This window comes from Arthrobacter globiformis, from assembly GCF_046536215.2.
Classification (GTDB): domain Bacteria; phylum Actinomycetota; class Actinomycetes; order Actinomycetales; family Micrococcaceae; genus Arthrobacter; species Arthrobacter globiformis_E.
Genome location: NZ_CM143421.1, coordinates 907,982 through 934,161, shown reverse-complemented (window position 1 = coordinate 934,161; position 26,180 = coordinate 907,982). Strand labels below are relative to the sequence as shown.

At 64.0% G+C, this 26,180-nt stretch carries 21 protein-coding genes and 2 pseudogenes; 21 read left to right on the top strand and 2 right to left on the bottom strand.

Annotation, left to right across the window (positions count from 1 at the left end; all coding sequences use genetic code 11):
• Positions 1-98: 98 nt before the first annotated feature.
• The 3 genes and pseudogenes from R5O87_RS04245 (at position 99) to istB (ending at position 3,897) form a co-directional block, all read left to right on the top strand.
• Positions 99-1,172: a hypothetical protein gene (locus R5O87_RS04245; protein ID WP_410557380.1), complete on the top strand. Its 1,074-nt coding sequence runs from the start codon at positions 99-101 to the stop codon at positions 1,170-1,172.
• A gap of 414 nt (positions 1,173-1,586) precedes the next feature.
• The gene (gene istA, locus R5O87_RS04240; RefSeq protein WP_462836387.1) at positions 1,587-3,113 is read left to right on the top strand and encodes an IS21 family transposase; all 1,527 of its coding nucleotides are present in this window, start codon (positions 1,587-1,589) and stop codon (positions 3,111-3,113) included.
• Positions 3,110-3,897 (top strand): annotated as a pseudogene (istB, locus tag R5O87_RS04235) (IS21-like element helper ATPase IstB). Before istA ends, istB begins: the two are co-directional and overlap by 4 nt.
• Before the next feature lie 2,583 nt (positions 3,898-6,480).
• Here the strand turns inward: istB and R5O87_RS04230 are convergent.
• Entirely contained in the window at positions 6,481-7,245 is a 765-nt protein-coding gene (locus R5O87_RS04230) for an IclR family transcriptional regulator (protein ID WP_410557103.1), read from the bottom strand.
• A 186-nt stretch (positions 7,246-7,431) separates the two neighbouring features.
• Here R5O87_RS04230 and R5O87_RS04225 point away from each other — a divergent pair, with 186 nt between their 5' ends.
• From R5O87_RS04225 to R5O87_RS04200, 6 genes are all read left to right on the top strand, one after another.
• A complete protein-coding gene (locus tag R5O87_RS04225; protein WP_410557104.1) occupies positions 7,432-8,859 on the top strand; it encodes an MFS transporter in 1,428 nt (475 codons plus the stop codon).
• Positions 8,856-9,242 carry an NIPSNAP family protein gene (locus tag R5O87_RS04220; RefSeq protein ID WP_410557105.1) on the top strand — a complete coding sequence of 129 codons (387 nt, stop codon included), beginning with the start codon at positions 8,856-8,858 and terminating at the stop codon, positions 9,240-9,242. The genes R5O87_RS04225 and R5O87_RS04220 overlap by 4 nt, the downstream gene beginning before the upstream one ends.
• Positions 9,232-10,065, top strand: a complete 834-nt coding sequence (locus R5O87_RS04215) for an SDR family NAD(P)-dependent oxidoreductase (RefSeq protein WP_410557107.1) — start codon at positions 9,232-9,234, stop codon at positions 10,063-10,065. Before R5O87_RS04220 ends, R5O87_RS04215 begins: the two co-directional genes overlap by 11 nt.
• 79 nt (positions 10,066-10,144) lie before the next feature.
• On the top strand, positions 10,145-11,539 hold the full coding sequence (locus R5O87_RS04210; protein WP_410557108.1) for an FAD-dependent oxidoreductase: 1,395 nt from the start codon (positions 10,145-10,147) through the stop codon (positions 11,537-11,539).
• Positions 11,536-13,020: an FAD-dependent oxidoreductase gene (locus tag R5O87_RS04205; protein WP_410557109.1), complete on the top strand. Its 1,485-nt coding sequence runs from the start codon at positions 11,536-11,538 to the stop codon at positions 13,018-13,020. Before R5O87_RS04210 ends, R5O87_RS04205 begins: the two co-directional genes overlap by 4 nt.
• A complete protein-coding gene (locus R5O87_RS04200) occupies positions 13,017-14,585 on the top strand; it encodes an FAD-dependent oxidoreductase (RefSeq protein ID WP_410557110.1) in 1,569 nt (522 codons plus the stop codon). The genes R5O87_RS04205 and R5O87_RS04200 overlap by 4 nt, the downstream gene beginning before the upstream one ends.
• A gap of 729 nt (positions 14,586-15,314) precedes the next feature.
• On the opposite strand, the pseudogene R5O87_RS04195 reads toward R5O87_RS04200, so the two are convergent.
• Positions 15,315-15,596: pseudogene (locus R5O87_RS04195) on the bottom strand (YsnF/AvaK domain-containing protein); the annotation flags it as partial.
• A gap of 83 nt (positions 15,597-15,679) precedes the next feature.
• On the opposite strand from R5O87_RS04195, the gene R5O87_RS04190 reads away from it, so the two are divergent.
• The 12 genes from R5O87_RS04190 to R5O87_RS04135 all read left to right on the top strand — a co-directional run bounded on the left by R5O87_RS04190 (position 15,680) and on the right by R5O87_RS04135 (position 26,165).
• A complete protein-coding gene (locus tag R5O87_RS04190) occupies positions 15,680-16,621 on the top strand; it encodes a 3-carboxyethylcatechol 2,3-dioxygenase (protein WP_410557112.1) in 942 nt (313 codons plus the stop codon).
• Positions 16,618-17,478, top strand: a complete 861-nt coding sequence (locus R5O87_RS04185) for an alpha/beta fold hydrolase (RefSeq protein WP_410557113.1) — start codon at positions 16,618-16,620, stop codon at positions 17,476-17,478. The genes R5O87_RS04190 and R5O87_RS04185 overlap by 4 nt, the downstream gene beginning before the upstream one ends.
• Positions 17,479-17,483: 5 nt before the next feature.
• The gene (locus R5O87_RS04180) at positions 17,484-18,278 is read left to right on the top strand and encodes a 2-keto-4-pentenoate hydratase (protein ID WP_410557114.1); all 795 of its coding nucleotides are present in this window, start codon (positions 17,484-17,486) and stop codon (positions 18,276-18,278) included.
• Positions 18,271-18,723, top strand: a complete 453-nt coding sequence (locus R5O87_RS04175; RefSeq protein ID WP_410557116.1) for a nuclear transport factor 2 family protein — start codon at positions 18,271-18,273, stop codon at positions 18,721-18,723. Before R5O87_RS04180 ends, R5O87_RS04175 begins: the two co-directional genes overlap by 8 nt.
• Complete coding sequence (locus R5O87_RS04170; protein ID WP_410557117.1) at positions 18,720-19,472, top strand: HpcH/HpaI aldolase family protein; 753 nt, start codon at positions 18,720-18,722, stop codon at positions 19,470-19,472. The genes R5O87_RS04175 and R5O87_RS04170 overlap by 4 nt, the downstream gene beginning before the upstream one ends.
• Complete coding sequence (locus tag R5O87_RS04165; protein ID WP_410557118.1) at positions 19,469-21,112, top strand: bifunctional 3-(3-hydroxy-phenyl)propionate/3-hydroxycinnamic acid hydroxylase; 1,644 nt, start codon at positions 19,469-19,471, stop codon at positions 21,110-21,112. Before R5O87_RS04170 ends, R5O87_RS04165 begins: the two co-directional genes overlap by 4 nt.
• Before the next feature lie 122 nt (positions 21,113-21,234).
• The gene (locus tag R5O87_RS04160) at positions 21,235-22,230 is read left to right on the top strand and encodes an ABC transporter substrate-binding protein (RefSeq protein ID WP_410557119.1); all 996 of its coding nucleotides are present in this window, start codon (positions 21,235-21,237) and stop codon (positions 22,228-22,230) included.
• A 169-nt stretch (positions 22,231-22,399) separates the two neighbouring features.
• Positions 22,400-23,167 (top strand): ABC transporter permease, encoded by a 768-nt coding sequence (locus R5O87_RS04155; protein WP_410557120.1) that lies wholly within the window; start codon positions 22,400-22,402, stop codon positions 23,165-23,167.
• On the top strand, positions 23,164-23,937 hold the full coding sequence (locus tag R5O87_RS04150) for an ABC transporter permease (protein WP_410557121.1): 774 nt from the start codon (positions 23,164-23,166) through the stop codon (positions 23,935-23,937). The genes R5O87_RS04155 and R5O87_RS04150 overlap by 4 nt, the downstream gene beginning before the upstream one ends.
• Positions 23,927-24,763 carry an ABC transporter ATP-binding protein gene (locus R5O87_RS04145; RefSeq protein WP_410557122.1) on the top strand — a complete coding sequence of 279 codons (837 nt, stop codon included), beginning with the start codon at positions 23,927-23,929 and terminating at the stop codon, positions 24,761-24,763. Before R5O87_RS04150 ends, R5O87_RS04145 begins: the two co-directional genes overlap by 11 nt.
• Positions 24,760-25,455 (top strand): TetR/AcrR family transcriptional regulator, encoded by a 696-nt coding sequence (locus R5O87_RS04140; protein ID WP_410557123.1) that lies wholly within the window; start codon positions 24,760-24,762, stop codon positions 25,453-25,455. Before R5O87_RS04145 ends, R5O87_RS04140 begins: the two co-directional genes overlap by 4 nt.
• Entirely contained in the window at positions 25,452-26,165 is a 714-nt protein-coding gene (locus R5O87_RS04135) for an SDR family oxidoreductase (protein ID WP_410557124.1), read from the top strand. Before R5O87_RS04140 ends, R5O87_RS04135 begins: the two co-directional genes overlap by 4 nt.
• The last annotated feature ends 15 nt before the right edge of the window (positions 26,166-26,180 follow it).

Genomic DNA, 26,180 nt, shown 5'->3' with positions numbered 1-26,180 from the left:
GGCCGGAGGTGGGGCCCAGGCGCAGATCTTGCGCTGTTGCCCATCTTCGATTATTGATTTGTTTTCACACGGAAATGCGGTGGAAGGGGGCCGTGGCCATGAGTGGGATCCTCATTCGCCAAGGGGATGGTTCCTGGCTGGAACCGGACGATGCAGGTTACGCGATGGAATCCGAGCTGCAAGAGATTCTGGCCTTACACCCGGAACTCATTCCCGGCGTTAGCACAGCTGCCAAGACCTGCCGGGAGTTCCAATCGGAGGCCGGGCCGGCCGACATCGTCGTTGTCGACTCCACGGGAGAGTTGACACTGGTGGAGTGCAAGTTGGCGTCCAACCCGCAAATCAGGCGTGAGGTAGTCGGCCAGATGTTCGACTATGCATCTCGTCTCTGGAAAATGGATATCGAACAATTCTCCACGCAATGGCAGACGCGCACATCCCGCCCGCTGGATCTCGATGACGCCCCTGAAGGACTTTCCCTGAGGGACTCTTTAGCGTCGAACCTGAAGGAAGGCAGGTTCAGGATCGTTCTCGCCGTTGACCGCATCAACCCGCCGCTGAAGAGAATGATCGAATACCTCAACGCCATGGCCGGCCCTGCAACTTCCGTCATCGCAGTTGAATACTCCCGGCTAAAGCAAGGGCCGATCGAGATCCTCATGCCGCAGGTCTACGGGCAAGAGCTGGCAGAGGTCAAGTCCGCCCAGGACAGAAGAGACCTTACCGGCTGGGATGCAGACAGCTTCCGTTCATGGCTGCAAGAGCACGATCCCGGTAACGTCGAGCCGTTCGAGTTCTTACTGGCAACTGCGCGATCGGCCGGCTTGGAGTTTGTCGGTTCAAAGACCGTCAATCCCGCTGGCAGCCTGCCCATCTTGGACGGGAGCAGCAAGAGGCTAGGAACCCTCTCTCTCTTCTACTTCAGCGGGCAGGGAACATCGATAGAGTTCAACTTCACCCGCATGTCCAAGATGTCTGATGCAGAAGCACCCGATGCACACGTGCTGGATCTATTCCTCTCGAAATTCGAAGATGTCCCCGTGCTGCGCGATGTAGCACTGAATCTCCGGGCCAGCGGGTTCGCTAGCCGAAAACCGAATGTGCCACTGTCCAGTTTGTCCAGGGAGTCCGTCCAGATGATGATCAGCGCCCTAGGCACGCTGCGTACATAGCCGCTCTGTCACCCCACAGAGTTTCGCCGCTGGGCGACCATTCAATGAGGCTGGGTCGTGGCGGCAACCTCCGAGTGACGGAGCCTTGGTGAGGTGAAGAGCTCAAGCAATAGCGCCGATTGAACAGGCGTGCAAGCACGCCAAGCCGGATCAATTGAGCATTTAGGCATAAGTGCCATCGCCTGTCTGCCTAGCAACACCTGACGCATCGCCAAATTGTCAGCGGCCATGAAAAACTGCCCGTAGGCGGCCACGGAAATGCCCACTGACGGCCAGTAGCACTGCCCATTGGTGGCCATGAGATCTGCCCACTTCCTTACTGAACCTGCCGCGTCTTAAGCGGTGGGGGCCTCTCCCCGGGATTTGATGACGGTGTCTAGTCGCACCAAATGTCATCCCAGGAAGAGGCCCTGTATGAAGCATGACGGAGAAATCATGGAAATTCTTGCTGCCTACGATCTGACTGGATCGTTGCGCGCCACGGCGGAGCTCACGGGCTGCTCGCACCACACTGTTGCCAGGCATGTCGCGGCGCGGGACGCCGGCCGGCCAATCGCCGAACCTGGGCCCCGGCCAAGGGTCACGGACGATTACCTGCCCAAGATCGAGGAATGGATCGAGACGTCCAAGGGGCGGATCCGCGCCGACAAGGCCCACGCGAAGCTCCTCGCCATGGGGTATGCGGGCTCGGAGCGGTCCACCCGCCGTGCGATCGCGCAGGTCAAGGCCGCGTGGCGGCTGGGACACACCCGCGTTCACCGGCCGTGGATCACCGAGCCAGGAATGTGGCTGCAGTACGACTTCGGCGACGGACCACGGATCGGCGGAGTGAAGACCATCCTGTTCGTTGCCTGGCTGGCGTTCTCGAGGTTCCGGATCGTGATCCCGCTGCGGGACCGGACCGCGCCGAGCGTGTTCGCCGCTCTGGACCGCTGCTTCCGGATCCTGGGCGGGGCACCGACCTACGTCCTGACGGACAACGAGAAAACCGTGACCACGGCCCACGTGGCCGGGGTGCCGGTGCGGAACCAGCAGACCCTGGACTTCGCCCGCCACTACGGGGTCACCGTGCTGACCTGCCAGCCGGCGGACCCCGCCACGAAGGGAGGCGTCGAAGCGTCCGTGAAGCTGGCCAAGGCCGATATCGTTCCCAAAGAGACCAACCTGCGGGCGGACTACAGCTCCTTCACTGAACTTGAGGCCGCCTGCGAGGCGTTCATGGACGAGGTGAACAACCGGGAGCACCGCACCATCCGGCGCAAACCTGCAGCGGTGCTGGCAGAGGAACAGCTCCGGCTGCACCGGATCCCGGACACGGCGCACACGGTCGCGTTCGGACTGGCCCGCACGGTTCCGGGGAACACGCCGATGGTCACCTTCGAGAACGCCCAGTACTCCGTGCCCGCGCATCTGCTCGGCGCGAGGGTGTTCGTCCGCTCCCACGGCACCGAGCCCGATGAGCAGGTCATCATCGTCCACCACGGCCCCGCCGGCCCGGTCGAGGTCGCCCGCCATCACCGGGCCAGGCCCGGCAGCCCCGCGATCATCGATGAGCACTTTCCCGGGACCAGGACCAGGATCCCGGGCGACTACGCCGTGAAGGCACGCAACGCCGGTGAGGCCGAATTCCTTGCCATCGGCGAGGGCGCCAGGTCCTGGCTCGTGGAAGCCGCCGGGACCGGGACGGCCCGGATGAACGTGAAAACGGCTGAGGCCGTGACGCTGGCCAAAATCGCCGGCGCCGAGGCGGTGGACCGGGCCCTGGGCGACGCCGCCCTGCATGGCCGCTTCGCTCACGGCGATCTGGCTTCGATCCTCAACGCCAACATCCGACGCACCACCACCCACGCCGCGGACGAGACCCGGTCCCTGACCCAAGGCACCAGTGCCTGGGCCGGCCTGGGCACTGAACCCGCCCCTGTGAAGGAGCCGAACCGATGAGCCCTGTCAGCACCACGAACACCACCGCGCCGCCCCTGCCGGCCGAACTTGAAGCGTTGATGCGGCAGCTGAAAATGCCCCACGCCCGCGCCCTGGCCCCGGAACTCATCGCGACCGCACGAGCCCAGCGCTGGGAACCGGCAGAGATCATCAAAGCCCTGTTCACCGAAGAAACAGCCGGCCGGGCCCGGTCCATGCTCGCCACCCGGCGCAAGGCAGCAGGCTTCCCCACAGGGAAAACCTTCGACGCCTGGGACCCCACCGTCTCCTCCATCCCCGCGCCGACCCAGCAGGCCCTGCGCACCCTGGAATGGATCAGCCGCAGGGAGAACCTGGTCGTCTGCGGACCGTCCGGCACCGGAAAAACCTTCTTCCTCGAAGCCCTCGGCCAGCAAGCCGTCGAAGCCGGCATGCGCGTGGCCTGGTTCAGGCTCGAGGACCTCGGCGCCCTGATCCGGGCCCACCGCACCGACGACAGCGTCACCCGGGCCGTGGCCAAATCCTGCGCGCCGAACTCGTCGTGATCGATGACATCGGGCTCCTGCCGGTGGCCACGGACGCCGCCGAAGGCCTCTACCGGGTCGTGGACGCAGCCTACGAAAAGCGCTCCGTCGCGATCAGCTCGAACCTGCACCCGGCAGGCTTTGACGAGCTCATGCCCAAAACCCTGGCCACCGCCACCGTGGACCGGCTGCTGCACCACGCCCATGTCTGCCAGACCAGCGGCGATTCCATCCGGCTCACCCAGGCCCTCACCGGAAAAGGAGTCACCCAACTGAACTGACACGACCCCACGATGGCCAACCCCGCCGAAACCTTCAGTGGGCAGATCTGTTGGCCATCACCGGGCAGTTTCACTGGCCACCAGCGGGCACATTAACTGGCCGCCGTTGGGCAGAAACTAATGGCCATTGACACCAAATCGTAGAAACCTGCCGATGCCGCGAGTTGCTGCATTCGAAGCACAGGACGCAGCCCCTCACTTCACCGGCCCCTGGCGACGACCCAAACCCAACGTCCGATAACCACCGTTTCGTTAGTTGATAGGGGCTGGGCCTTTCGACAGTTCGGTGCTCGGTAGGGCGAGGTTCGGGTCATGCCTTCTTCTCCGCCCATGAGAGGTTCGAAGGAGGTCGCAACGCTCTTGCCCAGTCCCAGGACTGCTTCGCACACCACTGCAAAGCCAAAGTCCTGGGTCGGTCGGCTGCCGGAGACATCATCGAAGGCCCGAATGAGCGAGGGCGTGGAGAAGGACTGTCCAGGCCTCAATGGCTGCGCGCGCCGCAATACGGCGCATCGAAATGCCCAGAAAAGAGGGTGTGGACAGTGTCCACACCCTGGGTTTCGGATTCGGTTGTACCGGTATCGGACTGGGCCGGACTAGGGATGTTTTCCGGGGAGTGGCGGATTTGCAGGGGGAGCGGCTGGTTCGAGTCCCACCTTGGGCACGTGTTTTCCCTGTTCAGGGGCTTTTAGGCCTCTGAGTGTGCACATTTTGTTCACTTGTGGGCCCCTTCGGGGGCCTTTTTCATTGGTGGCTGGTTGCCTCCTTGTGTACCTTGCTGATCGACCGTTTGTCGTTAGTTACCTGTTCATGGACGTCGGTGGCCTGGGCAGCATGACGTGAGAAATATTTGGCCCGGACTCCTGTTCCGCGTCGTTGGTTCTTCACTGGGTTCCTCCTGTCGGGCTCGTGGTGTTCTTTCTGCTTCTTCATCGTTGTCTCCGGCGGCTACTGCATGACTCTGTGAATTCTTGACGAGGTGTCCTGGAGCGAGGTGCCGGCTGACCTGCTGTTCTTCATACCTGTTCATTGCCTCCGTGCTGGACAACTACATGACGCTCGGGGTTTGAGCGCGCCATCCCGACCGGTTGCGGTGGTGGCTGCTGCCTGGCTGGTTGCTCATATCCCTTCATTGCCCATGCCGTGCACAGCAGCATGACCGACGTCGACGAGAGCCCATGTGTGTCTGCAGAGGGGCCCGCTGACGGCCGATCAGGTGCGGGCGTACCGTGATGGGCATGGCCACGCTTTTCGCGGGCACGGTAGCACGGGTGCCGCAAGTCGGTGAAGCCGGACAGCGCGCCCGTGCATTGATGGACGTCCTGGCGTACCAATGGCGGCCGAGTATGGCCGCCAGTGTAGCCCTAAGGACACCCCGGATTCTGTTCGTTGAAGCAACACTCGGATCCGCCGCATGTTCACCGGGCACTTTGCGGGCGGGACCTATGGGAATCAACGAGGACCCAAATGCCGTCCCTCTAGAAGGAAACCGTGAATCTGCCTGGCTGCACCGGTTAGCGACCCGTTGCGGGCACCGGTCCTAGGGTGGCCGGTGGCCTAGACCCCGTAGCCACCCGCGGAAGGCCTTGTTGCGGCGTTCTGGAGGTCCATCCGCAGCTTGGCCAAGTTGAACCGGCCAAGTTGAACCTCGAGCCCGTCGCCCTCTCCCGTCTTAGCGTCACGGCCTAGGCGTGCCAACACCTCAGAGCGGCGCCGCGGATTCCACGGCGCCGCTCTGAGGTGAGTGTTACGGCTTGCCCAGGCAAAGGATCCTGGCGTTGCCCCAGATGCCCTTGCCCCCTGAGCTGTCGGTGCCGGAGACATAGTGGTTCTGGACCGTGAGCCGGAAGGCCCCGCCGTATCGACGGCGACGTTCGTCTTCTGGCCTATGCCGAAGATCCCGTGATCCTGCTCGGTGCTGTCCACAGCCGTGGTCATTCGGACCTTGAGGTTGCTCGCTGAAAGGTCACTGAGTCCTACGGTGGCCTCGAAGCGGGTGCAACGGAAGGACAGGTTGTACTCCGCGTAGGGAGCCCTGGCCCAGAAGAACGAGTCTCCGTGGGTATGTAGTTGCGGGGCCAGCAGGCGAGAATCTTGTTCTCCCATTCGTAGGTCACCGTGTTGCCCGTTGTCAATGCACCATTGAACGATTCGGTGAGCAGTTCCAGCAATTGAGCCTCAAACTGCTGGGACAGGCCAAGCGGCTGCTTCAGGACTTCACCAATGAACTCCAGCCACGTCCTATACTGCGCGTCGTTGCGGGCCTCCGCGCGCTCGAGCAACACTGGGTAATTGCTCCCGCGTAAAGGGCCGCGGTCAATTTAGGCGAGCTACTGGCGGACACTGCCGAAACCAACACGATCCTGACAAGCCGCGGACGTCTCATGAGCTCTAGGTCGGTGTGATCGCCGGCGGCGAAACCGGTCCACGCGGGTGGCAGAGCTTCAAGTGTCTTACCAGGTCGGTCTTACTGGCGCTGTCACACGAGGCCTCGAGGGAAATTTACACGCCCCGCAAATACCGTGCCGACATGGGCCTTCTACTCGGATATGCCAGGACCTCGACCGCCGATCAGCACTGAGGTCAGGCCGGGAGCTCCTGCTTCTTGAATTCAGCGGCCGTTTCGAGCAGCTGGGCGGAAAGTCGTTTTGCGTCCTGCCGGGCGAAGCGACCGATTGGCATGGCGATGCTTAGGGCGGCATGCTGGCCGTCGACCACGCCTAGGGACACGGCCATGGCAGCCACGTCGTCCTCGCTCTCTTCGAAGTTCATGCCGATCTTCTGCCGGCGTGCCTGGTCCACGTCCCGGTATAGCTTGGGGAGATCGATGTTGGCGTTGACGGCCGAGGCCGTGTCGTCGAGGACGCGGTAGCGCTTCTCAATGTCTTCCCGGGGAAGGTCCGCCAGCATGGCCTTGCCTGCCGACGTGCGATGGGCTGGAAGGACGACGCCGGTGCGGAGGCCGAAACGGAGCGCATGGGTGGTGGCCTCGATGCCGTCCAGGTGGTGGATTTCCGTGCCGATGAGCACTGCGAGGTGGCTCGTCTCTCCGACGCGGGTGAATAGCCGCTCCAGATAGGGGCGCACACGCACGGGCAGGGACGGCGGGGCGTTGTCGATGGCCGGCCTCCGGTAGTCGGGGCCCGGGGCATAGCGCCGCTGCGCCACTTGCTCGGCGAAGCCGTCTCCAACCAGGGTCACCAGCAGGCGCTGGGCCGTTGAGGGGTTCACCTCGAGGATGCTGGACGCCTCGGTCACGCTGATTGAACCCTGCTCCGCCATGTGCTTGAGCAGCACCAGGGCTCGGTGAACGGACTCTACCCGCGGTGCATCAACTTTGCGTATCACGCAATTGATCGTACCGGTCATTGCGGTGGACGCACAGCGCCGCCTAGCCTCAGATCACAACGTCCGCAACGAAGCTGGCGAAGAGCCGGGCCGCGCGTCGTTCTCGACCCAGCTGAACTCCCTAACTGAATCTCCCCAAAATGAAGGCGCCACCGGCGCCGCTGCTCACCCGACGAAGGAGTCTTGATGAGTCTGTCCCAGCCGTCACGGGCCGTAAAGCGCTCGCTCAAGCCCGCAGCACCCGCCTCCCGGCAGGCCAAGCGCGCTGTCCTCAGCGGTACCTTCGGGTCCGCCCTCGAATGGTTCGACTTCGCCGTCTATGGCGCCATGGCCGCAACCGTCTTCCCCAAGCTGTTCTTCAACGACATGAACTCCGCGATCGCGCTGCTTGCGTCGTTCGCAACCTTCGGCGTCGGATTCGTGGCCCGTCCGCTGGGCGGAATCGTGTTCGGTCATCTGGGGGACCGAGTGGGACGCCGCAAGATCCTGCTCACCACCTTCATCATGATGGGCGTCGCGTCGATGGTCATCGGCCTGCTCCCGCCGCAGTCGGCCATCGGCATCGCCGCCCCGGCGATGCTGGTTCTCATGCGCTTCGTCCAGGGCATCGCGCTAGGAGGGGAGGCCACGGGCGCCCAGCTGATGACCATGGAGCACGCCCCCGCGGACCGCCGCGCCTTCTACGGCGGGCTCATGGCGATGGGTTCGCCCATCAGCCAGGTCGCCGCCAACCTGATGCTGGCCGTCCTTTCCGGTGTACTGAGCCAGGAAGCGTTCCTTTCGTGGGGCTGGCGTGTGCCGTTCCTGCTGAGCATCCTGCTGGTGGCCGTGGGCATCTACATCCGGCTCAAGGTTGAAGAGACGCCGGTGTTCAAGGAGGGCATGCAGCAGATCGCCCAGGAATCCACCACACCGGCCACGGTGATCAAGACCCACGGTGTCACTATTCTGCGCCTCATTCTGGCCTTCTCCCCGATCGTCGTGACGTTCTACATCGTCTCGGTGTTCGGCATCAGCTACCTCACCACCCACGGTTTTTCGCAGAGCCAGACGTTCACCATCATCATGATCTCCAACTTCCTCTCCGTGATCGCGATCTGGTGGGGCGGCCGGCTCGCGGACGTCTACGGCCGACGTCGGATCCTGATGATCGGATCGGCAGGCACCCTGCTTGCCGCCGTCCTGTTCTTCCCGGTGGTGAACCTGGGCAGCTTCCCGCTGACGCTGGGCATGGTGGCGTTCTCCCTGGTGACCGCGCAGTTCGGCAACGCCGGCCAGGGGGCGCTCTTCGCCGAGGCGTTCCCCACTCACATGCGGTGCACCGGATCAGCACTCGCCCTCACCGGTTCCAACCTGATCTTCGCCGCCCCCGCACCGTTCCTGGCCTCCTGGCTGATGAGCATCAGCGGCGGCAGCACCGTCTCCATCACCATTGCCTGGATCGTGATCATCGCCGCCGCGCTGATCAACATGGTGATGATGGGCGACGGCAAGACCCTCGAGGGCGGCCAGCACCGCTTCGGCCGCTACGTCCCTGTTGAGGAAACGACGACGGCGCCCGCCGCCACCGGGCTGGCCGGCTCCGCAGATGCCGAAGAGGCCGTGACCCGATGATCGTTGAACAGCGCACCTACGTCCTGCACACCGGCGCCCGGCTCAACGAGTACCTCGAAGCGTACGAATGCATCGGCCTGCCCGCGCAGAAGCCGATCCTGGGCGGCTTCCTCGGCTACTTCGTGACCGAATTCGGGCGGCAGAACGAGCTCAACCACTTCTGGGCGTATTCAAATCTGGAGGACCGCCGGGCCCGCCGTGCCGAGCTCGCCAAGAACGGGCAGTGGCAGGAATGCCTGGCGATCATCCGGCCGATGATCATGACGATGGAGAACCGCATCATGTATCCGACGTCCTTCTCGCCGATCCGTACTCTGCCCGTTGCCATCACCGATTCCCACACGGCGTTCAGCCCGAACCAGGAGCCCGGCCATGACCAGTAATCCCACAGCCACACTCGGCGCCGAGGCAATCGAGCAACCGGTGCTGCTGCAGACGGCGATCGTGACCGGCGGCGCCGGCGGCATCGGCCAGGCCATAAGCCGGCGCCTCGCCGCGGAAGGTTACGCCGTCGTCGTCGCGGACCTCGACCGGGACGCGGCGGATCGGACGGCCGCCTCGCTCCCCGCCCTGGGCTGGGCCGAACACCGCGGCTTTGCCGGCAACCTGGCCGACGGAGCAGCCAACCGGGAACTTGCCGCGTTCGCCGCTCAAACCGGCCCGGTGGGGGTGGTGGTCAACGCCGTCGGCATTTCCCCCAAGCGCAACGGCCACAAAATCCGCTTCTTCGAACTCAGCGACGAGGAGTGGAACACCGTCATGGCGGTCAACGTCGCGGCGCCCTTCTTCCTCATCCGCGAGGTCTACCGGCACATGCCCACTGACGGTTCCGCCAGCATCGTGAACCTGCTGTCCATCACGGCCAAGACCGGCACCGGCGGCGGCCCGGACGCGGACTTCGCCCCGTTCTTCCCCAGCTCCGTGGCCTACGGGGCGTCCAAGGCGGCGCTGCAGAACCTGACCGCCAGCCTCGCCCACGAACTCGCCGACCTGAAGATCCGCGTCAACGGCGTGGCCCCGGGATTCGTGCAGACACCGATGATGGGCGATGTAACCCAGGACGCCCGACTCCTGGGACAGGTCCCGATGAAGCGCTTCGCGAGGCCGGAGGAGATCGCCGACGCGGTGGCCTTCCTCGCCGGCAACCAGTCCACCTACATCACCGGCATCAGCCTGGACGTCAACGGCGGCTGGCTCACCTGCTGAAACGCCCAGCCGCCGCGCACACAACCCGCCTCACAAGAGGCGCAGGACAAATGACAACACACCTGAAAGGGACAGCACCATGACCATGACCGAACACGACTACGACGTGGTGGTCCTCGGATCCGGCATCGCGGGACAGTCGGCAGCCACCAGCGCGGCGCAGGCCGGCCTCAAAGTGGCGCTCCTGGAAAAGACCGGCAAGCTCGGCGGCTCCTCGGCCATGAGCGGCGGATTCTTCGCCTTCTCCGGGACCGAAGAGCAGGCGGCCGAAGGCGTGAAGGACTCCGCGGACCTGTTCCTGCAGGACCTGCTCTCCACCGGCGGCGGCGTCAACGACCGTGCCCTGCTGGACGCGTACCTGAACCGCCAGGACGAGACATACCAGTGGCTCAAGGACCAGGGCGCGAAGTTCCGCTCCCTGGAAATCAGCTCCGGACAGTCCGCACCGCGCAGCCACAACACCGTGATCACCGAACTGCTCGCCAACCTGCACCGGACCTTCACCGACAACGGCGGCGAAACCCTTCTGGGACACCGCGCGATCCGGCTGGTGCGCAGCAACGAAGGCCACGTGACCGGCGTCGTCGTCGAATCCGAAGGCACCGAGTCCCTGTTCACCGCACGCGCCGGCGTGATCCTGGCGACCGGCGGCTTTAGCCGCAGCACCGAACTGCTGCGCACTTTCGCGCCGGAACAGCTGGCGGCCATCCCCTACGGCGGGGCGGGCAACACCGGTGACGGCCTCAAGATGGCCTGGAAACTCGGTGCCGGCGTGGCGGACATGTCCTACATCACCGCCACCTACGGCTCCCACCCGGAAACCGGCGAGGAATTCCACGAACTGCTCACCGCGTATTACATGGGCGCGATCATCGTGAACAAGGACGGCCGGCGCTTCGTCGACGAGTCCAAGTCCTACAAGACCCTTGGCCGCGAGGTGCTCAAACAGCCCGAAGGACTGGGCTTCGAAATCTTCGACGCGAAGGTCAGGGCCAAATCGCACCCCGGCATCCCGCTCAACGACATTGGCATGATCGAGGACCTGGGCCACCTCTTCAAGGCGGACACCCTCAAGGAATTGGCCGAGGCCGCCGGCATCGATGCCGCCGGCCTGGGGGCGACCGTGGCCCGGTACAACGCTTCGGTCGCCGGCCGCGGCGGGGACGAGGTGGGCCGCACCCACCTGTGCAACGGCGTCGGCGACCTCCAGCCGCTGGACGAGGGACCGTTCTACGCCTACCCGGCCAAGCCCCTGATGACCACCACCTACTGTGGCCTGACCATCAATCCCAGAGCCGAGGTGCTTGACGTCGACGGCGACGTGATCTGTGGCCTGTACGCGGCCGGTGAGCTGACCGGCGGATTCCATGGCGCCGCCTACATGACCGGCACCTCACTGGGCAAGGGCGCCGTCTTCGGCCGCATTGCAGCTGAGCACGCAGCCGCCAAGCTGGCATCGGGCGTGGCGCAATGAGCTTGGGCGCGCCGCAGCAGAAGGAAAGTATTCCGGCAACAGACCGCGGCGGGGACAGCGTGGACGAGGTCCGCCGGGTGGATGTAGTGGTGGTCGGATCGGGTGTCAGCGGTTCCGCCGCTGCCATGACCGCCGCCCGGCGCGGCGCTACAGTGGCGCTGTTGGAAAAGCAGGCGGCCTTCGGCGGTTCGGCCGCCCTCTCGGCGGGTATGTTCTGGACCGCGCCCAGCGTCGAGGCCTACCGGAAGCGGATTCCGCTGGGCAACGTGGAGCTCGGCAGCCGTTTGGTGGCCGACTATGAGGATGCACTCGCCGAGCTGCGGGCCGCTGGCCTCCGGGTTGCCGACGAGCCGAAGCGGGACATCATGACCTTCGGCATGGGCTACTCCACGGACATCCACGGCATCCTGGCGTGGTGCCGGGACCAGATCGTCGCGGCCGGGGGAGAAGCCACCACTGGAGCCGTCGTCACCGGACTGGTGCGGAACGGCTGCGCCGTCACGGGTGTTCTGGTGCGCACCGCGGACGGCCGCCGCATCCGCTATGAGGCCGCCGCCGTCGTTTTGGCCAGCGGCGGGTTCCAGGGCGACCGCGCCGAGCTGACCCGGTCCATCGGACCCAACGCTGACCGGCTGGTGCTGCGCTCCAACCCCGGCAGCGTCGGCGACGGGCTTCGCCTCGCGCGCGCCGCCGGCACCGGAGGCACGACGGCGATGAGCACGTTCTACGGGCACCTGCTGCCGTATCCGCTCCCCAGGTTCGAGACCGAACATTACCTGCCCTATTCGCAGTACTACTCCGGCTCCACTGTGCTGGTGAACCTGGAGGGCAAGCGTTTTGCGGACGAGACCGACGGCGACGAACTCCTCAACCAGGCCGTCACCTTCCAGCCTGAAGCGCGCGGGATTTTGATCTTCGATGAGTTCGTGCGGAGCACGGAAGTGCTCGAGGAACCGTTCCCGGGCCTGGGCAGCATCGACCGCCTCGGCATCGCCATCGAAGCCGGCGGCCAGCACGCCGTGGCGCAGACCCTCCCGGAACTGGTGAACCTGGTCGCCGGCTGGGGCGTGGACCGCGATCAGCTCTCCCGCACCCTGGACCGGTATGCGGAAGTTGCCGGCCAGGGCGGCGGCACCGCCGACGGCGTAGCAGTGTCCGCCTCCGCGCGGGCGCCGCAAGATGGGCCCTTCTACGCGCTCATGGTCCAGCCGTCCATCACGTTCACCTTCGGCGGGGTCCGCACCAATGCGCGCGGCGAAGCCCTGGACCACGACGGCGCAGCCGTACCGGGGCTGTTTGCCGCCGGCGCCGATATCGGCGGGCTGTCCAACTACGGCTACGCCGGCGGCCTGGCCCCCGGCTACATCACCGGCCGCTGGGCCGGGACCTCGGCCGCCGAGCGGGCGGCCTCCTTGGTACGCAACGAAAGCTACGCCGTCGTGGGCGCCGACGGGCGCGGCACGGAAAGGAACGCGCAATGAGATTAACAGCAGTGAAATCAACAGCAGGAAGTTCAACGGCAGACGTCCTGGTGATCGGCGGCGGAGGATCCGGCATGAGTGCCGCGATCTCCGCGGCCACCAGCGGAGCCACGGTGCAGGTGCTGGAAAAGTGCGCCAAGGTGGGCGGCAGCACGGCGATGTCCGTGGGCTCCTTCACCGCCGCCAACACCGCCTACCAGCACCGTGCCGGGGTTAACGACAGCATCGAGCTGTTCGTCGAGGACATGAAGGTCGCCAACGGCGAATTCGAGCAGCGCGAAAACAAGGAACTGCGCCGGATCCTCGCCGAAAACGCGGGCACCACGGTGGAGTGGCTCGGCAGCATCGGGGTGCAGTTCCTTGGCCCCACGCCGGAACCGCCGTACGAGAAGCCGCGAATGCACAACGTGCTGCCGAACTCGGGAGCCTATGCCGAGGCGCTGCTGCGCGAGTGCAGGAAGCGCGGCGTCGTCATCCACACCTCCATGCGCGTGGAGGAGCTGCTGCGCAACGCCGACGGCGAGATCATCGGCGCCCGGGCCAACGGCAGGGAGTACTTTGGCCGCCGCGGCATCATCCTGGCCACCGGCGACTACTCGGCGTCGACCGAGATGAAGGCCAAGTACGTGGGGGAGGCCGCTGCCAAAATCCCTCCGGTCAACCCCAACAACACCGGCGACGGTTTCAAGCTGGGAACCGAGGCGGGCGGGGTCATGATCCAGATGGACCGCCTGTATGAGGGGCTCCGTTTCGCCCCCTCTACCCGCGTGGACCCGATCAAGATGCTTCCGTCCCATCCACTCATTTCCAAGGCCATGCGTCTGGTGGTCGAGCGTCTGCCGCGGAAGATCCTGGCCTACGTGGTCCGCGGCGCACTGACCAGCTGGGTTGGCCCCAACAACACCATGTACCGGGCCGGGGCGATCCTGGTGGGCCAGGCAGGGAAGCGCATCGCCAACGAGGACTCGGACAAGGCCATGGCACGGGCCACCGCCGCCGATTCCAACAACACCGCCTACATGATCTTCGACGAGCGGGTGGCCCGGAAGTTCTCGGCCTGGCCCAACCCGGTGTCCACGTTCCCCGGAGTGGCCTATGCCTACGTCGATGATTACAAGCGGTATCGCCCGGACGTCTATCACCGGGCCGGCACCATCGAGGAACTGGCCGCGAGCACCGGCCTCGATCCCGCAGTGCTGACCGCGAGCGTGACGGAATGGAACGCGAAGGTGGCGGTGGGCAACGACGGCGACTTCGGCCGCCAGCACTTTGGACAGGGCGTGAGTGAGGCCCCGTTCTACGCCCTCGGCCCGATGAAGGCCTACATCACCTTGGCCGACGGTGGACTGGCCGTCGACACCGAGCTGAGGGTGACCACGGCCGAAGGGGAAGCCATCCCCGGCCTGTGGGCGGCCGGATCAACGGGGCAGGGCGGGCTCCAGCTGCTCAACCACGGGCTGCACATTGGTTGGGCAATGGTTTCCGGGCGCATCGCTGGCCGCAACGTGGCCCAGGCCCCGACTCGGCGCGACATGACGGCCGCCACGGGCGTTGCCGTCGGCTGAAACCGCACTGACATGCCGGCGGGCGGCCTGCCCCGGGATTCCTGGCCCGGTCCGCTGGCCGCCCGCTCCACACCGCGAGCACGTCAAGGACTTGACCATGAATACTCACTGCAACGCCCTCGTCGTTCCGGTCTTTCGCAATCTGCGCCAGTGGCGCCTCGCCCTTATGGGCCATCAATAACATCCTGGCGGAGCTCCGCCCCATGCGGCGTGGGCATGGTCAACATCCTTCCACGAGCACAAGCTCGCTTGGTCAAGGAGTCAACAAAACCGGGGGGCAGTCCCATTTAAGCTGTCGCGATGGAGGACCGCCTTGCGCGACGGAGGTTGGCCAATTTTTTGGGATTCGGGGTTGCCTACGCTGCAGTTCGGGCCTCCGGGGCCGGCCTTACAACGTTGGCGTCCCTAGTCGCCTACGGTGCAGCGTCCTATCTTCGACGCCGTGCGCCCTCCACGGGCGCTTCCGGCCTTGTCGTAGCCACCTGGCTGTAGCGGTCTTCCCTATCATCTGGATGGCGGCGGGTTTGAACGCAGGCCTGCCCGTGGCCGCCGTTGCTCCACCCCGGCAGACGGAACCGGGGCTGGGCCGTGGCTCTGCCGGCCCCGTCGTCCTCGATGGCTTGGGGTTCGCTGTTCCGCTTTCCCTGGATGGCGGTGTACTGGATCCGGAAAGTCCCGCAACCCCCTGTGGCTGAGGGTGCGGGACTGCGGAGCCTGTACTGGCATTTCTTACCTGCGGGTGTCGTCGAACCTGTTGGTGTCGATCCGTTCCTTGCGGACTTCCTCGGTGACGGTTTCCTGGTCGGTGACGGTGTCCTTGTCGAGGCAGACCCGCTCGACGGGAACGATCTCCTTGCCGATCACTGGCCGTTCCTCGTGCAGAGTGACTTCGTGTTCTTCCTCGCTCAGATCCGGTCCGGAGAGGGTCGCGTCACGGTTGGCGTCGGTGATCGGCGCACACACGATGCGGGCTTCTTCGCGCTGCACCGGGACCGTCTGGTCCATCGTTTGCACATCACGTCTTGCTAATGACGAATCTAGAATCTACACTCTAGGGAATGGCCGATGTGGTCGTCATCACTGAGAGGAAAGCAATGTCGCTTGCACTAGCCGCGTTGTCACACGCGCCGTCATTTGGAAACGTCGATCCGGGCGGGACGATCTTCGCCGAAATTAATGAAGCGTTGACCGAGGTTCGCTCATTCGTGGACGATTTTGCCCCGGACGTCACCGTCATTTTTGGACCGGACCACTTCAACGGCGTCCTGTACACGATGATGCCGCCGTTCGCCATCGGCGCGCAGGCTGTGGGCGTCGGCGACTACGGGACCGGCGAAGGGCCGCTGCCTGTTGATTCGGACGTTGCCCGCCAGCTCCACGCACTGACCCTTGCCCAGGGCATCGACATCTCCCGGTCCGAGCGTCTGGAAGTTGACCACGGTGTCATGCAGCCCCTGGAATTCCTTTTCGGTGCAGGGTTTGCCCGTCCATTCGTTCCCGTCTTCGTGAACGCGATCGGCAAGCCCCTGACCCCCATGGCACGCATCCGCTTGATGGGCGAGGCCTTGGGCCGCGCTGCCCAGCAGTTGGATAAGCGTGTGCTGTTGGTGGCATCCGGAGGGCTCTCCCACAACCCGCCGATTCCGGAGTACGACGGTGCGCCCGAACCTGTCCAGCAGCGGCTTGTTACCTACGCACCGTCGAAGGAAGACCGGGCGGCACGAGAGGGGAAGATCATCGAGGGCATCCAGGCGATCGCGGATGGCCGTGCCTCAAGTTCGCCCCTTAATGAGGAATGGGACCAGAAACTGCTCAAGGTGTTCCGTTCGGGCTCCCTGAGTGACGTGGACGGCTGGGACAACGACGAATTCATTGCCGAGGGTGGAAGTGCCGCCCACGAGATGCGTTCGTGGATCGCAGCCTTCAGCGCCTTGTCGACGGCGGGAGACTACAGCATGGTTATTGACCGCTACTGGCCCGTCAAGACCTGGGGTGCCGGTTTTGGCATCACAGCTGCCATTCCCCAAAACTCATGACCCGGAAAACCATGTGGGGGGAGATTGCCGACCTTCCCCACACCCTCGAATACGTGAAGGCAGGTCAGTGGCGGACCAGGGTGCTCACCGTTGGCGACGGCGAGCAGACCGTGGTCCTTCTCAACGGCACCAGCGGGCACATCGAAGCGTGGACCCGCAACATCCGTGCACTCGCGCAGAAGTACAAGGTCATCGGCTACGACTACCCCGGGCATGGCTATACAACGCTGGCTGAAGCCGACCTGGAGATTCCGGACTACGAGGCGCACCTTTTGCAACTCCTCGACGTGCTCGGCCTGGACAAGGTGCACCTCCTGGGCGAGTCCCTGGGCGGATGGATCGCCATCAAGTTCGCCGCGCACCACCCCGAACGCCTGCACACCATCGTCCTAAGCGCCCCTGGCGGCCGGATGGTGGGACCAATGTCCATGGACCGCGTCAGTCCGATCAGCCGCAGGGCAGTGGAAGACCCCAGCTACGAGAACGTCAAGGCACGGCTCCAGGTGGTCATCCATGATCCGGAGCAGATCACCGACGAACTGGTGGAAGTACGCCGGGCCATTTACGGCCGGCCCGGATTCATCACCTCGATGGAGCACATCATGGCGCTCCAGGTGCCGGATATCCGGGCCCGGAACCAGGTGACCAAGGAAGACTACGCAGCCATTCCGGTGCCGGCATTGCTCGTGTGGACGGACCACGAGCCCACCGGCGGCGTGGCAACGGGCGAGACCCTGGCCGCGGCAATTCCGGACGGCGAACTCGCGCTGATCCGCAACGCGGCCCACTGGCCACAGTGGGAGGACCCCGCCACTTTCAATGAAAAAGCACTCGATTTCCTCAGCAGAAAGGCCTGATACCGGTGCCGGACATCATCACTGAGATCGCTGAAGATCTCTACAACGCGCGGACCACGCGCACCCCCATCGAGTTTGTGCGCCACCGGCTCCCCGAGAAGGATAAGGACGCGGCCTACCGCATCTCCGAACTCGTCACCCAGCAGCGCGAAGCAGCGGAAGGCCGCCGTCGTGTGGGCCGAAAAGTGGGCCTGACCAATCCGGTCGTCCAGGAACGCGCGGGCGTGGATGAGCCCGACTACGGGATCATCCTCGACAACATGGTCTTCGAGTCTCCTGTTGAACGGCCGTCGTCAGCGTACTTCCACCCCAAGATCGAAGCCGAGCTGGCCTTCGTCCTGAAGTCCGACATCCTGGATCCGGATCTGGCCTCGGTAGAAGCAGCCATCCACTACGTGACGCCCGCCATGGAACTCGTGGACAACCGCTACTTCAGCTACAAAATGGGCATCGTCGACACGATTGCCGACAACGCAGCGTGCGAGGGAATCGTGACGGGCCAGGTCCGCATCCCTTACGGTGAAATCGACCTCAAGCAGGTGGAGATGGTCCTCTACCGCGGCGACGAAGAACTGACGCGCGGCGTCGGTGGCAACGTCATGGGCGATCCCATCAATGCGATCCAGTGGCTGGCCGAAACTTCGTTGCGGATCGGCAAGCCCCTCCGTGCCGGAGAGATCCTGCTTTCCGGATCTATCGGGCTGATCGTGGACTGGGATCCCAATGTTACGTACACAGCCAAGTACTCGCACGGATTCGGCGACGTCGCGGCACACCTGTCGGAGGCTGTTGGTGCGTAAGGTAACCGTTGAAACCCGGGTGGCAATCGAGCACCTCGTCGCGGAACTACTGTGGCGGCTGGACCACGGCAAGGCGGATACAACCTGGGAGCTCTACACCGAGGACGCCATATCCACCGGTCCCTTGGGAGACATGGACGGCCGGGATGCCATCAAGGCCTGGGGCGAACGACGTGCCAAGGTCACGGGCGTCGTAGGCAGGCACCTGATCGGCGGCATCCGACTGGAATGGGTAGGCGAAGAACTCCATGGCTGGACGCAGTACCTGACGTTCCGCGACTCATCGGAGAACCCGCTGATGCCCGCCAGCGTGGGTGAATTCCGGGAGGTGTACCGCGAGGTAGATGGCGGGTGGAAGATCGCGCGACGCGAGATCAACCCCATCTTCGGCGGAATGAACGCTGCCGCGCACGCCAAGCGCCTGACGGAAAGCGCCGCGAAATGAAGTGGGATAGCCGCGGCGGCCGGCGACCGGTGCTGTTGCACCAGGCCATCCCTTCCCTCGCCGTCACGGAGTGGGCGCTGGCTGCCGGTTACGACGGCGTGGTTGTCGACCTGCAGCACGGCGAAGTGGGACTCGAAGCTGCCTGCACCATGCTGCGTGCCGCGCCCCGCGATTCCGCCTACACATATGCGCGGGTAGGAAGCCTTGATCCGGCCCCCATCCTTCGCCTCCTCGATAGCGGTGCACGTGGAATCATTGCTCCCACCATCGAGTCGGGACAACAAGCGCGGATGCTGGTGGAAGCCACCAAATACCCGGGCGTGGGCAACCGGAGCCTCGGTCCGAGCAGGCCCGCGCTGTACAAAGGCGTGTCCTACACCGAGGCAGGGAACCAGGCTGTGTCAGCCATCGCCCAGATCGAAACGGTGGCCGGGCTGAAGAACGCGGAAGAGATTGTCACCACTCCGGGCCTGGACTCCATCTACATCGGACCGGCCGACCTGGCCGTATCCTTCGGCCTTCCCGGCAGGGGCGACTGGGAAGACGGACCCGTTCGTGAAGCCATAGTCCATTTGGCTGCCTTAACGAGGGAACACGGCGTGACCCTGGGCATCTATTCGGGCTCCGGTATCTACGCAGCCGACCTTATTGACCGGGAACTCGTCGACTACGTCGGCCTCGGCATAGACCTCGTATTCCTTAGCCGTGCGGCACAGGAATCCATCAAGACCCTGAGGGGCACAGAATGAGCGACCGCAAGGACGTAATGATCATCGGATCCGGCCCTGTCGGCTTGACACTGGCCAACCTCCTTGGCCAGTTTGGCGTCAACACCGTGGTGTTCGAAGGGCGCGATGAACTCATCGACTACCCGCGCGCCGTGGGCATTGACGACGAAGCGCTCCGGACCATGCAGACCATCGGTTTGGTGGGTAAGGTGCTGCCGCATACGGTTCCGGACCAGAAGATCCGGATCATCAACGGTGACCGCAAGGTCCTGGCGGAAATCAACCCCACCACCCGTGAGTTCGGCTGGCCTCGACGGAACGGCTTTATCCAGCCCTTGGTTGATAAGGCCCTGCTCGAGGGCCTGGCGCGGTACCCCCACGTGGAGGTGCGTTTCGGTTGCCGGGTGGAGGCTTTCGAGTCGGATTCCGACGGCGTCACCGCCACGGTCAGCACGCCCACCGGTGAGGAGCGGGTTACGGGTAGCTATGTCGTGGGTTGCGACGGTGGCCGCTCGCTGACCCGTCAGCACCTGGGGCTCAAGTTCGAAGGCGAAACCCGATCGACGCGCGGTCTGGTGATCGATGTCGCGAACGATCCCATCGGCACACCGCACGCGGTATTCGGCGGAGACCCAAGCCGTGGATACGCAACCCTCAGCCTGCCCCACGGTATCCGGCGCTGGGAATTCACGCTGTTGGAAGGGGAATCGGAAGAGCTGGCCGAGGATGATGAGTTCGTCTTCTCCCTTCTTGCCCCCCACGTGCCCGATCCCGCGGGCCTGGACATCATCCGCCGTCGGGTTTATGCTCATCACGCCCGCGTCGCGGAGAGGTTCCGTGTGGGACGTTTCCTGCTGGCAGGCGATGCCGCGCACGTCATGCCGGTAGTGGCTGGCCAGGGGTGGAATTCCGGTATCCGGGATGCCTTGAACCTGGGCTGGAAACTCGCTGCGGTAGTCCAGGGCAAGGCCAGCGATCGCTTGCTTGATTCCTACGAAGACGAGCGCCGGGAGCATGTGAAGGCCATGGTGGCATTGTCGCTAAACATGGCGAACCTGGTCACGGACCACAGCAGGCTCCGCACGGCTGTGCGCGATATGGCTGCCGCCGTGGTGGACCGGCTCCCCAAGGCCCGCGCACGCCTGAACAGCCAGGGCTACAAGCCGATGCCCAAGTACGATCACGGCATAGTGGTCCCGTCCGCCCTTCCCACGTGGAAGTCCTTGCCGGACCGGGAAGACGCGCCGCGTACGGTGGGAACACTGTTCCCGCAGCCCACGGTCCGCAACGAGGACGGCCAGTCGGTCCTGCTCGACGACGCCACCGGTCAGGGCTGGCGGGTGGTGGTCTGGAACAACGATCCCATGGCGTTTGTGAGTGAGGTCGCGGCGGAGAAGCTCGCACGGCTTGGCGGCGTCCTGGTGCATGCAGTGCCGGCCACGCAGTTGCCGTGGGCCAAAGCTGCTGCTGCACCCGGCGTTCGCATTGTGGGTGACGAAAGCGGCGTCCTGAAGTCCTGGTTCGACGAGAGGCCCTTCTCCGCGATCGTCGTGCGCCCGGACCACGTAGTGGCTGCCGAGTGTGTTGCGCAGGAACTCAGCGGAGTTTTGGACAAGGTCTTCAGCGTGGCCGACGTCATATTTACGCCTCAGAACGCATAACGTAATTCAGAATGCATAATCAATTGACAATTGCTTAATTAGCAAAATACTGTTGCTGCAATACGTCGCTGAAGACGGCAGGCCAAGGCCCGCGCAGCGTTCACTCAAAGGAGAGCGAATCCATGAACATCAAAAAAACCCGCGCAGCGGCTATCGGCGCCGCAGCCCTGGCACTGGCACTTAGCGGCTGCGCATCTGGACCTGTTGACGGCAGCGCCCCCGCCGCCGCAGACAGCAGCTCCGGACAGCTGACCAAGGTCACCTACGGGATCTTCCCGTCCAACACGGTGGCAGCCTTCCAGGTCGCCAAGGACAAAGGCTTCTTCGAAAAGCATGGAATCGACCTGCAGCTGGTGGTCGGTGCAGGCAGCAGTGCGGCACAGCTTCCTGCGCTGGCAACCGGCGACCTGGATTTCATGCTGGCGAGCCCGGTGACGGCGCTGACGGCCACTACGCAGGGACTCGACGTCCGCATCGTCGAAGGTGTCACCCAGAACGACCCCAAGATCGTGGAAGACTCCACCGCCGTAGTAGTGGGCGCCTCGTCCACCATCAAGACCGCCCGGGACCTTGAAGGCAAGAAAGTTTCCGTGAACGCGCTGGGCGGTATCGGCGAGATCGGCATCCGTGAAGCAGTAGCCAAAGACGGTGGCGACCCCAAGAAAGTCACGTTCGTCCAATTGTCCTTCCCGGAAGTTGCAGCCCAGATCGAAGCGGGCCAGATCGACGCCGGCATGGCGGGCTCTCCCTTCATCCAGCAGGTAGTTTCCAAGGGCGGCCGGGTGGTCAGTGACTTCATTCACGACACCGGTCTTGGTGAGAACGAATTGGTCTCCATCTCCAGTGGCAAACTGGTGGAAAGCGATCCGGATAAGGTCAAGCGGTTCACTGAAGCCATGAAGGAGGCCCTGCCTTTCCTGACCGAAAACAATGATTTAATTCGCGACGCGATGCCGGCGGCCCTCGGGACTGATCCGGCGGCTGCGAAGAAGGCTCAGCTCTCGCTCTACAGCGCGGCTGTCTCACAGGAGACAATCCAGCTGTTCGCGGATCTGCTCGTCAAGTACGGCATCGTGAACACCAAGCCCGATGTGGCCAAGGTGATCTGGAAGCCATAAAGCCGCTGTCGGGGCCGCTCCCCCCTGCGGCCCCGATAGCCAACTGATCAACACAAATGAGAGCAGAACAAGAACCGTGGAAACGCAAACTCCAACGCTGAGCAGCGTGGCTGTGAGTGCCCTGCCTACGCGGGAACACAGAGTGCGTCGTGCTGACCGGTGGATTGCTGTGGCACCCTACGTCCTGGGCGTCGCCGGCATCCTGGCGGCACTCATCGCCTGGCAACTCTTCTCAGCCTTTGGCCCAGTCAGCCAGCACCACCTGCCACCACCATCGGTGGTCATTCCAACCTTCCTTAAAAACTTCACCTTCACCCAGTTCTGGGTCACCGTGGGCCAGACGATGTGGGCTTGGTTCCTTGGGCTGACCATCGCCACGCTGGGCGGCCTCGCAGTTGGCCTGCTCATCGGTTCGAGCCGCTTCCTGCGCGCTGCAACGCACAGCACGGTGGAGTTCCTGCGCCCCATTCCTGCTGTAGGACTGATTCCCTTGGCCGCATTGTTGTTTGGACCGCGCATCGGCGCCGAACTCCTGATTGTGGTTTACGGCTGTTTTTGGATTGTCCTGATCCAGGTCATGTATGGCATCACGGACATTGACAAGGTGGCCAATGACACCGTCCGTACCCTGCGGATGACGTGGCTGCAGCGGGTCCGGCACCTGGTTTTGCCTACGCTCCTGCCGTACCTGATGACCGGCATCCGCCTCGCTGCCACGGTCGCCCTTATCCTGGCAATCAGTTCGGAACTCATCGTCGGCACGCCCGGAATCGGGCGGGCCGTGGCGCAGGCCCAGCTGAACGATAACCCCGCGGCGATGATCGCACTGATCCTGACATCCGGCCTCCTGGGCATCGTGGTGAACCTTATTTTCCGCTTCATCGAGCGCAAGGCATTGTTCTGGCACAGCGCGGTCCGTTCGGAGGTGGCCGCATGACCGTCATTAAACGCCTGGGGATGTGGTTCGGCCTGCCGGCAATCCTTATTGCCCTCTGGTGGGCTTCCACAGCCCAGGGAGTCAACTTCTTCGTTCCCAAGCCGGACAAACTGGCCGCCACCTTCGTCAACGTCTGGTTCAGCGAGAAGTTTTTCAGCGACGTGGTACCCAGCATGGGCCGACTGCTCATCAGCCTTGCGGTCTCCCTGGTACTCGGGGTGGCGCTGGGGGTCGCCATCGGCCTCTCGCGTACCTTGCGCTGGCTTTTGGAACCCTTGCTGGAATTCATCCGGGCTGTGCCGTCAACCATCCTTATCCCGGTGTTGCTGCTGCTCATCGGCATTAACGACACGATGAAGATCACCGTCATCGTCCTTGGCTGCCTGTGGCCCATCCTCCTGAATACCATCGAAGGCGTCCGGTCCCTCGACGAAGTGCTGAAAAATACGGCGCTCGTCTACCGTCTCCGCGGATTCGACCGCATGCGCTACCTGGTGCTTCCCGGCGCTTCGCCACTCATCATGGCCGGCATCCGGCATAGCCTTGCAGTGGGGCTTATCCTCTTGGTCGTCTCGGAAATGTTCGCTTCGACCGACGGTATTGGCTACTCCATTATTAACTTCCAGAACCGCATCGCGATCCCCGAAATGTGGAGCGGAATATTTCTCCTGGGCATCATAGGAGTGCTGCTTTCGGTGGTATTTCAAGCAATCCAGAAGCGGGTTCTGGGATGGTACTACGGTCTGAAGGAGGCCTCCAATGACGGCTAGCAAGTCAGATATCCGGCTCCGTGTCCAGCAGGTGCGCAAGGTCTACGGCGCCGGTACGCGGAACGAGGTGGAGGCCGTACGGTCCCTGACCTTCGATCTCCACGCCGGCGAGTTCGCCTGCCTGGTAGGGCCCTCCGGTTCCGGAAAGACCACGCTGCTCAAATGCATTGCCGGGCTCCTGGATCCAACCTCCGGCGAAGTGGTCCTGGACGGCAAGCGCGTCTCCGGCCCCGCTGAGGGCATGGCCGTGGTCTTCCAGGAATACAGCCGCAGCCTCTTTCCATGGTTGAGCGTGGAGGACAACGTCGGGCTGCCGCTCAAGACCTCCGGCATACCGAAGGCTGAGCGGAAGGCGCGGGTCAAGGAAGCGCTCGAGGCAGTCACCTTGTCCCATGCAGCCAAGAGCTACCCCTGGCAGCTCTCCGGCGGCATGCAGCAGCGCGTGGCGATCGCCCGTGCCGTGGCTTCCAACCCCAGCGTCCTGCTCATGGACGAGCCCTTCGCGGCGGTCGACGCGCAAACCCGGGGAGAGCTGGAGGACCTGGTCCGTGAAGTCTGGAAGCGGTTGGACATGACCATCCTCTTCGTGACCCACGACATTGACGAATCTGTGTACCTTGCCGAACGCGTCCTGGTCTTGTCCAGCTCGCCCACTATTGTCCAGGCAGACATCCACATTGATCTTCCCGATGTCCGCAGCCAAGCTGACACGCGCTCACTTCACCGCTTCGGCGAACTCCGCCACCAGGTGTACGAGGAGGTTCAGTTCGCCAAGACCAACCCGGGCGGCGAACGGATGTCCGCCCGAGATGGGTTGCACGCATGAGCCCGCGGGCAGACGTCGAAGGAAGGAACAACGGAGGGGACAAGCGGGAGGCAGGCAAGCGCCGCCGGGTCCACCAGTCCACTCCGGAAAACGAACGCGCCATCCTGGAAGCCGTGCTGCAACTCGCCGTCAAGGTGGGCTACGAGGGAACCACCATGGCAGAGGTGGCCCGCGTGGCCGGACTGCCGATCGGCTCGGTGTACTGGCACTTCGAGAACAAGGAAGGCTTGTTCGCCGCCCTGATCGACTACTGCTTCGAGCACTGGAAGACGCGCCACCGCGGCCCGGAAAACAGGGCCATCCTCCGCACGAGTATCGCCGGTTCCGCGGCGAACTCAGCCGATCCTGCCAATGCGCAGGAAGCGTTCTGGATCATCGGCCTTCTCTTCGCGCTGGAGAAGCGGCTGGCGGGCAACGCGGCGCGCCAGAAGTACCTGGAAGTGCGCGAGGAGATGTACGAACTCATGGTCGAGGCTGTGACGCCCGGCATCCCGCAGGAAGCACTCGACGTCAAACCGGACCTGGCCCGCAAGGTGGTCATGCTCGGCCGCGCACTGACAGACGGGTTCTACATTTCGGCGTCCGCGGGGGACCAGATTGACTTCGCCGAAGCAGCAGAGCTCTCTGCGCTGGCCATGGAAAAACTCGTGCAGCACTACGCCGAGCTAGGTGCGACGGCAGAGCGGGCATGAATGGCCAGAACCGCGTCGGACTGATAGTCGGAGGCGGACGCGGGATCGCGGCCGCAGCTGTCCGGGCCTTGGCGGCCGACGGCTTCAGTGTTGCCGCCATGTCCCCGTCCGGAAGCGCCATGGAACTGGCCGAAAGCCTGGGCGGGGTCGGGCTGGAAGGTTCCAACCGCTCCGTTGCGGACCTTGAGGCGATCACGGACCTGGCGCTGTCCGCGTTCGGGCGGATCGACGTCGTCGTCAATAGTTCCGGCCATGCCGCCAGGAAGCCGTTGCTGGAGATCAGCGACGACGAATGGGCCGAAGGCTACGAACTGTACCTTCTGAACGTCATTCGGATGGCGCGAATCGTCACCCCCCATTTGCTTGCTGCCGGCGGGGGATCGATCGTAAACGTCTCCACCAGTTCACCCTACGAACCCAACCCGAACTACCCGGTCTCCGGCACATTCCGTGCCGCACTGGGTTCCTTTACCAAGCTGTATTCCGACGAGTACGGGCCGTCCGGAATCCGGATGAACAACGTCCTCCCTGGCTTTACCAAGGAGAATCCCGGCACGGTGCCGGCCGAATGGACTACCCGGATACCACTGCGCAGGGCTGCCGGCACCGAAGAGGTGGCCAGCGTCATCCGTTTCCTCGCCAGCGGGGAATCCAGCTACATCACAGGCCAGAACATCCGCGTGGATGGCGGCGCGTCGCGCTCCGTCTAGGAGCTGCACCTGAAG